The organism is Streptococcus sp. 2018110 (assembly GCF_019754115.1).
GTDB classification, from domain to species: domain Bacteria; phylum Bacillota; class Bacilli; order Lactobacillales; family Streptococcaceae; genus Streptococcus; species Streptococcus hashimotonensis.
Window position 1 is genome coordinate 1 of the sequence record NZ_JAIJZO010000032.1, and the last position, 10,851, is coordinate 10,851.

Consider the following 10,851-nt stretch of genomic DNA (forward strand, 5'->3'; position numbering starts at 1 on the left):
ACTTTCTGCGATAAGAAATCAATTAAACACGTTGATTCGTAAGAAAAATTTTCCAGCTTATCGTCATGATAGAAATATTGATTATCAGTATAACAAGCTGTTGAAGAAGTATGAAGCGAGTCTCTCTGCTTTAGCGGTTAAGAAACGTAACCAGCTACGTGAGGAGTTGTTAGTTGAAACAGATGAGATGAAGTGTGCGTGCATGATTAGCCTGATTAAGGAGTATAACTTATTAGGTCGTCTACGAGCCTATGAATGAAAGGAAATAAGCTCTTATGATAAAAAATCGCTCTCCAACAAACTTGAATAAATAAGTGAACAGACAGTAGAAAAAGATAAAAACAGAAAGATAAAAGGAAAAGAAAAGATGGCTACAAAAGAAGAAAAAAATAAAGTGATTACAGATATTAAAAAGACTGCTGGTTTGCTTGGAGAATCGCTACAGGCTCGTGATTGGGAACAGGCTTATGAATATCATGAAAGCTTGAAAAAACACCTTGAAAATGAATTGCTTGGTGAGTTTACAGGTAACGAATTGACGAAACTAGGTATTGAAGAAATTCGTCAATTGTCGAAGAAATATGCGTATTTCAATAAGGAAATGCGTAAGTTTCAAGGGGCACTTGTCGCAAATGGTAAACGCTTCTTAGAACATACAAAATAGATAGTTTGAGGGCTGGTCTGTTGGACTGGCCTTTTCTTTTTATAGAAAAGGAGTTTTAGATATGCTTATTAAAAAAGAAGTTTCGTCTATTCATGATATTCGTACATGGTCAGGAGCAACAACGACTGTCGATACAGTTGTTGAAGCTTACAAAGAAGATGAGCTGATGTACTTGTTGGAAGATATGTTTCCAGAAGGTGCTACGGAGGTAGAAGTAAATGACTTCCTCTGGTTTGAGTCAGATTATATCTATCGTGCACTAGATATGGCTACAGAAGATGAGGAGGAATGGTAAAGAGGTAGGAAATGAGGAATTTTGCGCCTTTATACCGAGGTACGGTATACGATGATACTAGAGACCAGTTATGGAATTTATCTATTTATTTAGAAATAGGGAAGAAACGTCCATTCTTGCATTGTGTAGTAGATTGTGATGGTAGTCATTATTTTCCAGCTCTATTTGAGTTAAATGGTGACCTTATCAACTATTATACAAGAATGGATAGAGCCTTAATTCGAGCAACTCAACGAGTGATTATTCAAAATGAGTATATTTTCAAGAATATGATTAAAAATAATTGACGTACGTAACAACGTACGCTATAATGGGTATAAGAAAATAAAAGGGGTATACTAACTATGAATTTAACAACCTTCCGTAAAGATATTTACAATCTTTCTCAATCTGTTATTGATAATCATGAAGAATTGGAAATTTTAGTTGGGGATGATGGAGATGGTGTTGTAGTTGTTTCTATGGCAGATTATCGTGCTTTAAAGGAATTAGCCTATTTGGAGAATACTGGAACACTTTCGACTGTTTTTGAGCGTATGGAAAATGAGTCAGAAGATGATTTTTCAATTGAGGATGCGCTATGAGTGAATGGAAAGTTATTCCACACAAGCTGGTCAAAAAAGATGATATTCCTAGGCTGATGGCTATTGGATTGAAAAGTGATTTTGACGAAGTTGTTTCTATCTTGAAAGAGAACCCATATAGTCGTAAAAGGCGAATGGAAAAATTACATCCTAAAAACAAGGAAATTTATTCTATGCGATTAAATGTCCAACATAGGGTTGTTTATACGATTGATAAGAAACAGAAGATTGTTAAGATATGGTCTGCTTGGACTCATTATGAGCAACGGTTACCTAAAAATAAATAAGGACAAGTTCTATAGTGGGCTTGTCTTTTTTATTTATAATAATTCTAAAATAGACCTAGACAAGTCTATAAACTATCTAAAATAAAAAAAGGAGTATATTTACGATGAATAAACAAAAAATGATGTCAGTTGTAACAGTCGCAGGTCTAGCACTTTCTACAGGTGTTACTGCATTTGCGGATGAAGGCACAGTAAAACCACTCTCAAATGAAGAAGTGGTTGTTGTCTCTGAGGATGTAGTAGATGATGGTGAAAATACAGTTGTTGACGAGACATCTGTAGAAACTCCACCAAGTGTTTCTGAGGAGAATAAAGGGGAAGTTCCAATTGAAAAGCCTATTGTGGATACTGGAGAAGTGAAAGAGGAAACACCAGTAGAGACACCTAAGGAAGAACCGAAAGAAACTTCCCCTACCACATCAGAACCACCCAAAGTTGAACCACCTGTGATTGTTGCACCAGAAACTAAACCAACTGCCACGGAAGAAATTCCATTTGAGCCTATTCAAAAAGAAGATGGTTCAAAGATTATTGGAACAACACAAGGACAAGTAGTGGTTCAAGAAACCGATGGAACGCTAAAAACGGTTGCTCCCGAAGCAGTTGGAGCACAGGTAAAAAGCGATGGTAACGTCTATATTCCCACAAAAGATGGAAAAATGACACGCTTACCAGAAACAGGGACACAAGAGGTTGTTTCGCTGACTGCCATTCTTTCAGGATTCTTGCTCTTGTTATCTACTGCTTATCTAAAAATTAAAAAGGGTATTTTATGAGGAGGTAACAGTTGAAAAATGCACCTATTTTTCAATCACTGAAAACCTATTTTGCACGCTTTAAAAAAATGAAGAAGGTAAAAAATGCTCCAACTCTTACCTTGGTTCGTCAAAAAACAGCTAATATGCTGGTCTATGGACTATTACTAGTCCTTTTTCTTGTTGGGCTATTAGGTGCTTTTCGTGCCATTGGTCTTTCGTCAAATGTAGCCACGTTGGGTTCACAGGTAGAACGGTTTGAAGCTTCCTTGTCAGACCTTCCTAAAAATAATCAAATAGATATTTCGAAGGTCAGACAGTACATGTCTGATTTTTTAAAAATCTATCTGACCTATGATGCAAATACAGCAGACCAACGCTTAAAAGAGCTGGACTATTATTTTTCGTTCGGTATGTCTGGTTACACAGATTCTATCAAACAAAATAGGACGTATACAGGTAGTAGTTTGATTGGTCTAACAGAAGAGGACGGCTTTTATATTGCGGATATGAAAGTTAGTTTTGAAACGGTAGAACAAGGTCAAACTGTGTCGAAAGTTCGAGTATTGTCTATTCCTTTTCGAATAGATAACGGACTATTGTCTATTATTAGTCCGCCGTATTTCAAAAAAGAAGATAGCTTATTAGGAGAAGCAGAACCATTAAAACGTAAGAAACGTGAAGATGTGACTGTTTTAGATGAGAGTGAACAAGATTCTATTCAGGAATTCTTAACGGTCTTCTTTGATAAGTACGCTTTGAGTGGTGAAGTAGACTTAGGCTTAGTGATGAAAGAACCATTTTTAATGGGTGGACAGTACACGGTTGACTCGATTCGTGAGGATAGCTTGCTGATGTATCAGGAAGATAAACAAGTTATCGTACAAGTTTCTGTTGATTTTTTAGATAAAGGTAACGGAGCAGTTCATACGGAAAACTTTACTTTATATCTACAAAATCAGGATAACGGTTGGTATGTTGAAAAAATGTATCACTATTTTAAATAATTAAATAATAAAGGAGACAAAATATGTTTGAAGGTTTGTCAGAATTTTTAAATGGCGATGGCTTAATCGCCTTATCTGCTGTTGCGGTCATTCTATTGATTCGGGCTTGGAAGAAGTCTGATTGGGTTGAGTTGGGGACTGTCTTAGTATTCTATGGAATTATTGTATCTGTTATTAAAGGCGATGCTATTTTGTCATTCATCGGTGTAGCATTACGCTGGTTTGGGGTAGAAACAGGTCTATGATGGATGAAGGAGAAATCTATGACTATGCTAGGGGACTCAATGCCCCGTACTGGATTCAAGAGGTAAGGACAAAAAAAGGAAAGGTCTTAATCAGTTTATCTGTGCCACGACAATTGTCCTTTTTTGTTGTTTTTATCGTAACATTTGTGTTAATGATGACTGTTTTTAGACCAATTATGGAAGTGATTTATTTCTTTACAAGAGGATTGGAATTGCTACTGTATTACTATATCCCTAATCAATTAGGGCGCTGGTATTCTGAGTATGAGATAGATGGAAAAACGATGCTGTCTTATATTCGTGGAGTCATTCGCTATATGATTGACTTCGGTCTGAATAAAAAAGCTATCTATCAATCAAAACGAGTTCCTATTTATAGGGAATTTCGCTTTGAAAAAATAAACAATTAAATCTGTGCAGATGTCAAAGTCTGCGTAGATATAGCACGGTAAGACGTGCCAAAATATATAGTAAAAGTGAGGAAACAGATGACAATAGAACTTGCATATCCGATTTGTGCAACGCACGAAAATATGGGGTTGAGGAAGGATGGCACAGTACGTGCCTTTTATCGTATTCCGAATACACCTATCACCGTAACAGATTCCCGTAAGAAGGAACAACATAAGGAAAAAGTAACCCGCATCTTAAATAAGCTAAACAATCAAAAGTATTTTGAAATTTCCCTTATCCCTAAAGATTATCTACTAGAAGAAAAAATGAGGGATTTTTCAAAAGCTCTGTCAGAAGATAGTCGGGAGATTGGCAAACGGTATTTATCTAAAGTTGTATCTGATCTGACTGCTGAAATGGAAATTCCTTATCAATATGATTGGGTTGTAGGGATTGATATTCGTTCAGCTCTAGCGTCTCGTAGTTTTAAAGAATTGGTACAAGACAAGTCAGATAAGATTGTGTCTGGTCTACTGGCTTTAGCTGGTTATACTGTTGAGCAGAAAGAAAACTGGTATGAGGACTATATAGATGATGAACAGAAGGTTTTTCAGATTCTAAATGCTTTAAAAGCAAAACGTTTGGCAAATGAAGAACTCTATTATTATCAAGCAATGGAGTTTATCCCTTATATTCCACACTTGAAAGAAGAAGTGATTGCGAATAGGGAACTAATTAATATTTCGGATACAGTCATCACGGTTGAGGATGGAGGGTATCTAAAATTTGAAAGTCCTTATGGTATTTCCTACGTAGACATGTTGCCTATTGGTCGTTTTCCAACTATTATTAACGGAATGCATATTGGAGAATATTTACAACGATTCCAATTTCCTGTCCATTTGAAAATTTTGGGAGAATATGTTGAAAGCTCAGGTATCCGTGGGACGATGGCTAGAAGCAATGTGCGCTACCACAATATCATGAAAGAAGCTCATTCTACCAATACTGTACAACAAGAAGAGATTATCTTGGGAAATATGTCGTTAAAAGATTTAATGCGTAAGGTTGGTAAACGAGAACAGTTGATTGAATGTTGTGTCACACTAATGGTCTGTGGTTCGTCTGTGGCACAATTGCGTAAGAGAAGAACGGCTCTGTTGAGTTATTTCCAAGATTTGCGAGTCGGTTTGTTTGAAAGTAAATTTGATACGATGTACCTATTCCAATCTCATTTAATGGGACAGCGTTTGACTAAAAATGCTAAGTTTTGGAATCATTTAGTGATAGCAAAAGGCTTATCTGAATTAATGCTATTTACCAATACCTTTTCTGGAAACAGAATTGGTTGGTACATAGGTCGGGTGGATAATAATCTAAAGCAATGGGACAATTTACAGCGTGCCGTTTATTCTTCTAAAAATCTTGTCCTATTTAACCCTACTGTCGGCAATAAAGAAGATATTGAAGGGAAACAAACCAAGAATCCTCATTTTGCGATAACTGGTGCAACGGGGGAAGGAAAATCCTATCTTGCAGAAATGATTTTTATATTGACCTCATTTTTAGATGTAAGACAACTTTATATTGACCCTAAACGGTCGATTCGGAAACATTGGGAAGCAAAAATAAACAATCAGAAGTTTCAGAAAAAATATCCTGATATGGTCAAACATATTCAAGGATTTAAATTTGTGACGTTAGATGCCAAAGAACCATCTAACAAAGGAGTGCTAGACCCGATTGTTATGTTATCTCCTGTGGATGCTATTAGCACGGCAAAGAATATGATATTTTACTTATTAGCGGGTGAACGTTTAGAATTAACACAAAAAACAGCTATTGGAGAAGTCGTATCAACTGTAGTCGAACAACGAAGTAACGGAGAAATGGTTGGTTTTAGAACGGTTATTGAATTGTTGGTTGAGAATAAAAGCAAAGAAATTTCTGACTTGGGCTATTACCTCCAATCCATTATTGATAGTTCAATTTTAGAGTTGGCATTTTCTTATGGTGATGTATCGGGTCTTAGCTATGACGATAGAAATATTATTTTAGAAGTTGCGGACCTATCCTTACCGAGTTCTGGGAAAGATAGCGTGACAATATCTGACCATGAACAGAAGTCAGTAGCTCTTATGTTTGCGTTAGGTGCTTTTTGTCGTCGATTCGGTGAAAATAATCGGAAAGAAGATACGATTGAATATTTTGATGAAGCGTGGGTCTTGTTGCGTAGTAACGAAGGCAAAGAAATTGTGGAGAATATGAAACGTATCGGACGCTATTATAGTAACATTCTTGGTTTGATTACTCAATCTGTGGAGGATACACGTACAGAAGAAGATGGTACAGGATTTGGTACACTCTTTGCTTTTAAAGAGACAAAGGAATACGTATTGATACTCGAACATATGGGACTAGAGACAACAGAAGAAAATGTGGAATGGGTAAAACATATGATTTCGGGACAGTGTCTGTACAAAGATGTCTACGGCAATGTCAATATGATTTCAGTCCATACTCCTCATAAGGCTATTGACGAACTGTTAAAACCGATGGAAGCCACTGTTTCGTCAAACCTTGAAAGTAAATATGCGAACTAGGGAGGAAAGAATATGGATAAATTAAAAGGTATCGATGTTTTTTCTTTTCGTGCCTATATTGAGCCGACAGATGGTTTTGATACGGGAGTCTGGTCGATTTTGACAGATATATTTGTCAATTTTCTTTTTGCGATTTTGAATGTGATTGTATTAGTCTTCTCAACGATTATTAACATTTTAGAATCTTTTTCTATTTATGACCTCTATAAGAAGATTGTTTATGATGCATCACTAGAACTTTGGAAAGAGTTGGTAGGCAGTGATGACGGACGGCTAGTGCAAGGTTCGGTTGTCTTTGTCCTTTTGTCAGTCGTTGCGGTTTATTTGTTCATTATATGGTTGTTAGGTAGACAGAATTTCTCTAAAAAGGTGCTACATGTATTGGTAGTTATTGCCCTAGGCTTTGGATACTTTGGGACAATTGAAGGGACAGGGGGAGGTCTGTTTATCCTTGATGGCATCCGTGATTTATCTAATGAAGCCTTGAAAGTGGTCGATACCATCAGTTTAGAATTTTCTGTTGGAGAAGAACAAACAGAAACATTAGATACAACGTTTGATTTTTCAGATTCTTATATAGCTCAAACGTCTTATCAAACCTACTTATATGTCAATACAGGTCGAATAGATGGTAAGTTTTTCAATAAGGAGACGGAGCAAGAAGAAGTATTGGATAATAAAAAGATTCTAGGTTGGTCAGATGCGGATGGAACATTTAATCAGGCTTCTAATAGTGATAGAGAAAAGGAATTGCAACGTTTAGGACATGGTGCAAAAGATAATACAGAAAAGAATAGCTGGGTTTCTGCGGTTGGCGACTATCTGTTTATGAAAATGTTTTATGTGGTTGGTTCGATTGGTAAGGCGATTCTTCTTCCAATTCCTTATATTGTTATTCATCTGTTAAGACTAGTCGCAGAATTGTTGGTTCTAGTTGTTATACTTGGTTTTCCGTTTTTCTTACTAGCATCTTTTGTCCCTCAATTGGAGAATGTTTTAATAGGAGCGATTAAATTATTATTGACTAGCGCAGTGCTTCCTTCTATTGGTTCGTTTATGATTTTATCTGTAGCGATGATTAACAAGCTGATAGACCTAGGTTTGAGAGGTCAATTTCAAGAGAGTACCTCTACTATGTTAATAGCATCTAATTTCGTCTCGCCGTTTGTCCAATACTTTGTTTATATTATTATCTGGAAATTTAAAGAACCGATTTTGTATTTCTTTATAGGTGGCAATAGCTTGCTTACATCAGAAATCAATGTAGGAATGGATAGTGGGAAAGATGGTGTAGACAATTTGGTTAAAGACGGAAAATTCTATATGAATGTCTTGAAATATCATTACTTTAGTCCAGAAGATGGTTCTTATGATGTAGAAACACCAGTTATAGACGATATTCCAGTGGATGTAGAAACACCAGTTATAGACGATATTCCAGTGGATGTAGAAACACCAGTTATAGACGATATTCCAGTGGATGTAGAAACACCAGTTATAGACGATATTCCAGTGGATGTAGAAACACCAGACATAGACGATATTCCAGTGAATGTAGAAACACCAGTTATAGACGATATTCCAGTGGATGTAGAAACACCAGACATAGACGATATTCCAGTAGATGTAGAAACACCAGCTATAGACGATATTCTAGTGGATGTAGACACTCCATCTATGGATGATATTTCAGTAGATGTAGATATTCCAGATGGGAATGTGGAATAGGAGGTCATTTTGAAATTGAAATGGTTGAAAAAGCTCTTTATTGGTATTCTGCCTTTGTTTGTGTTTCCGATTGTCATTGTATTGATTGTGGCTGGGGCATCTTCATCTAGTGGGACAGAAGAGACTGTAAACGGTGTTGTCTATGTTAAACATTGGACAAGTGGCAGCGCCTATACCCATCATTTTTTACATAGGAGATACGGTATTACTGTCGAACAAATCAATGGTTTTATTCGGAGTCAAGGGTATGAGCCTGTTGGTCGAGCAAGTGGAGAAAGCTTTTTAGAAGCTCAAAGAAAGAGCGGAATAGATGTCCGAGTCTTAGTAGCCTTTGCACAAATGGAATCTTCTTATGGTACAGCAGGAGTCGCTAAACAATATCCTGATGCGAATATTTGGGGGTATGGTTGTTTTGATAATGACCCAGACCAAGGAAGGCATTGGGGACCAGAAAGAGCATTTAATGATTTTAGAACCTATCAAATTGAACAGCTAGGAAATTATAATCTCCAAATTATGGATGAACGTGCTAGTCAGTATACTTTGGGAGTCTTGCCGATTAGTAAAGGTGTTTATTATACAGATACATCAGGGACTGGCAAAGCTAGGGCACAGGTTATGGAAGCCTTCGATAAATATATTGACGAAAATGGCGGTACACCAGACCCGCCTACAGAACCATTGATTTCAGGAGTAGGTACAGTTGCATCTGGTTGGGATTTTCCAGTAGAGTATGCAGGAAAGTTAAAGTATGGTCATCCAAGTACAACTTCATTAATTACACAGGCTGGAAGTGGTTATCCAGAAGGTGAATGCACCTGGTATGTTTATAATCGCTTAATGGAAACAGGAATCATTACGGTTTCTGATGGTTATGGATACTTAGGAAATGGTCAAGACTGGGTAGGCAGTCTAACCGCTCGTGGTTGGAAACAAAGTTCCACTCCAGTTGTTGGTGGAGTTGTTTCTATGGCTTTTGGGGAATACGGTCATGTCACATTTATTGAGCATGTCAATCCAGATGGTACATTTTTGATTAGCGAGTGTAATTGGCAAGGGAACCGTTCCCAAGTACATTATAGAGTGATTAGTCATGAAGCAAACTATACATATGCTTATAGAAAGTAGAGAAAGTAGATGAAGAAATTAGTCTGTGCTAGTTGTCTGTTGTTACTGTTAGTTGGTTGTACTTCGAAAGAAACGAACCAATCAGAAGAACAGACCGTAGTTAAACCAATTCAAACGACAAATGCTACTCAGAAGGAGTATAGTTCTTTCGATGTTATTGCGGATAATTTTATGAAAACTTATATTGAGCAGTCTTTTGATTTAGAGAAATTAGCTCAAAAACAGAAAAAGCTAGAAGATATAGCGGGAGATTCTAGTTTGGATGTTGCGATTTCGGATGTGGTGGCTTTACAATCAGAAGTAGAAGAATATCAAAATAGTAAGGTATTACGAACAAGTGCTAGTGTGACACTTGTAGAAAGGAGTCTACAACATATTGAAGTCTATAAGAAGGGAGCGTTGTACTTTGCGGATGTAACGTTTAAAGAAGATTCTCCAGCTTATAATGGTGCATTTGAAAGACGGAAACAGTATTCGTTTAAAATACAAGATTCTAAAGTTGTACAATTTGAAGAGGTGTTGACTAGGTAAAATGTAATGAATAGCAGATTATCAAAGAGGTTTATATAAAGATGAAGTTTAGAGATGAGGAGATAGAAAAGTTTGTGAGTGACTATCTTTTGGACTTTTTACAGTCTGATAGTTTCATTTTGTATTTAGATAATTCTAAAACAGGTAATTTGTTAAATCCGATTGTTAGACTTTCGTTTATTAAGCGTTTAATAAACTATATATTTTATGTTAGTTCTCAAAAAATTATGATACACTATTATTATGAGACAGAATATTTAATGATAGTGAGGATAGACGAAAGAATGAAAGAAGTTACAATATTGATTCCTTATGAAGATTATGACAAATATTTTGATTTTATTTATGAGTTAAATCAACTAGTTTCTTCAGATGGTTCTATCTTGATTTCGGAAAGTAACGTCCAGGGATTAGGAGTTATTAACTATCGTGTGATTGATGCAGGTACAGCAAAAACTTTAAGTTATGTTATTGGAAAATGAAATGAGCAGGTCACTAAGTGGCTTGTTTTTTTTATTATAGCTAACGTGCAAAAAAGTTCGGAAAATCATCAAGTATTTTGAAACTCCAGATGAAAAATAGTTCGGAAAAACATTCCTATGTGCCTTTTCCTGGAGAAGAATTTGTTCGA

At 36.3% G+C, this 10,851-nt stretch carries 14 protein-coding genes and 1 pseudogene; all 15 read left to right on the forward strand.

What is annotated here, in order from left to right; translation table 11 throughout:
• A partial coding sequence (locus K5Q34_RS11325) for a hypothetical protein (RefSeq protein WP_221865034.1) occupies positions 1–259 on the forward strand: 259 nt, incomplete at its 5' end.
• 108 nt (positions 260–367) lie between these two features.
• Positions 368–664 carry a hypothetical protein gene (locus K5Q34_RS11330; protein ID WP_044761062.1) on the forward strand — a complete coding sequence of 99 codons (297 nt, stop codon included), beginning with the start codon at positions 368–370 and terminating at the stop codon, positions 662–664.
• A 61-nt stretch (positions 665–725) separates the two neighbouring features.
• Positions 726–959 carry a hypothetical protein gene (locus tag K5Q34_RS11335; RefSeq protein ID WP_221865035.1) on the forward strand — a complete coding sequence of 78 codons (234 nt, stop codon included), beginning with the start codon at positions 726–728 and terminating at the stop codon, positions 957–959.
• 11 nt (positions 960–970) lie between these two features.
• A complete protein-coding gene (locus K5Q34_RS11340; protein ID WP_221865036.1) occupies positions 971–1,246 on the forward strand; it encodes a hypothetical protein in 276 nt (91 codons plus the stop codon).
• Between the two features lie 57 nt (positions 1,247–1,303).
• A complete protein-coding gene (locus K5Q34_RS11345) occupies positions 1,304–1,543 on the forward strand; it encodes a toxin-antitoxin system antitoxin component (RefSeq protein WP_024406422.1) in 240 nt (79 codons plus the stop codon).
• Entirely contained in the window at positions 1,540–1,830 is a 291-nt protein-coding gene (locus K5Q34_RS11350) for a Txe/YoeB family addiction module toxin (protein WP_208572364.1), read from the forward strand. Before K5Q34_RS11345 ends, K5Q34_RS11350 begins: the two co-directional genes overlap by 4 nt.
• A gap of 104 nt (positions 1,831–1,934) precedes the next feature.
• The gene (locus tag K5Q34_RS11355) at positions 1,935–2,606 is read left to right on the forward strand and encodes a hypothetical protein (protein WP_221865037.1); all 672 of its coding nucleotides are present in this window, start codon (positions 1,935–1,937) and stop codon (positions 2,604–2,606) included.
• Positions 2,607–2,617: 11 nt separating this feature from the next.
• Positions 2,618–3,592: a conjugal transfer protein gene (locus K5Q34_RS11360; RefSeq protein ID WP_221865038.1), complete on the forward strand. Its 975-nt coding sequence runs from the start codon at positions 2,618–2,620 to the stop codon at positions 3,590–3,592.
• A 23-nt stretch (positions 3,593–3,615) separates the two neighbouring features.
• Complete coding sequence (locus tag K5Q34_RS11365; protein WP_024408551.1) at positions 3,616–3,837, forward strand: hypothetical protein; 222 nt, start codon at positions 3,616–3,618, stop codon at positions 3,835–3,837.
• Positions 3,834–4,247, forward strand: coding sequence for a conjugal transfer protein (locus K5Q34_RS11370; protein WP_253214125.1), 414 nt, complete (start codon positions 3,834–3,836; stop codon positions 4,245–4,247). Before K5Q34_RS11365 ends, K5Q34_RS11370 begins: the two co-directional genes overlap by 4 nt.
• A 78-nt stretch (positions 4,248–4,325) precedes the next feature.
• The gene (locus K5Q34_RS11375; RefSeq protein WP_221865039.1) at positions 4,326–6,833 is read left to right on the forward strand and encodes an ATP-binding protein; all 2,508 of its coding nucleotides are present in this window, start codon (positions 4,326–4,328) and stop codon (positions 6,831–6,833) included.
• 12 nt (positions 6,834–6,845) lie between these two features.
• The gene (locus tag K5Q34_RS11380) at positions 6,846–8,561 is read left to right on the forward strand and encodes a hypothetical protein (RefSeq protein ID WP_221865040.1); all 1,716 of its coding nucleotides are present in this window, start codon (positions 6,846–6,848) and stop codon (positions 8,559–8,561) included.
• Positions 8,562–8,570: 9 nt separating this feature from the next.
• Positions 8,571–9,689: a CHAP domain-containing protein gene (locus K5Q34_RS11385; RefSeq protein ID WP_253214123.1), complete on the forward strand. Its 1,119-nt coding sequence runs from the start codon at positions 8,571–8,573 to the stop codon at positions 9,687–9,689.
• Between the two features lie 9 nt (positions 9,690–9,698).
• Positions 9,699–10,220, forward strand: a complete 522-nt coding sequence (locus tag K5Q34_RS11390; protein ID WP_221865041.1) for a hypothetical protein — start codon at positions 9,699–9,701, stop codon at positions 10,218–10,220.
• 362 nt (positions 10,221–10,582) lie between these two features.
• Positions 10,583–10,702, forward strand: a pseudogene (locus tag K5Q34_RS11955) (CHAP domain-containing protein); the annotation flags it as partial.
• Positions 10,703–10,851: the final 149 nt, after the last annotated feature.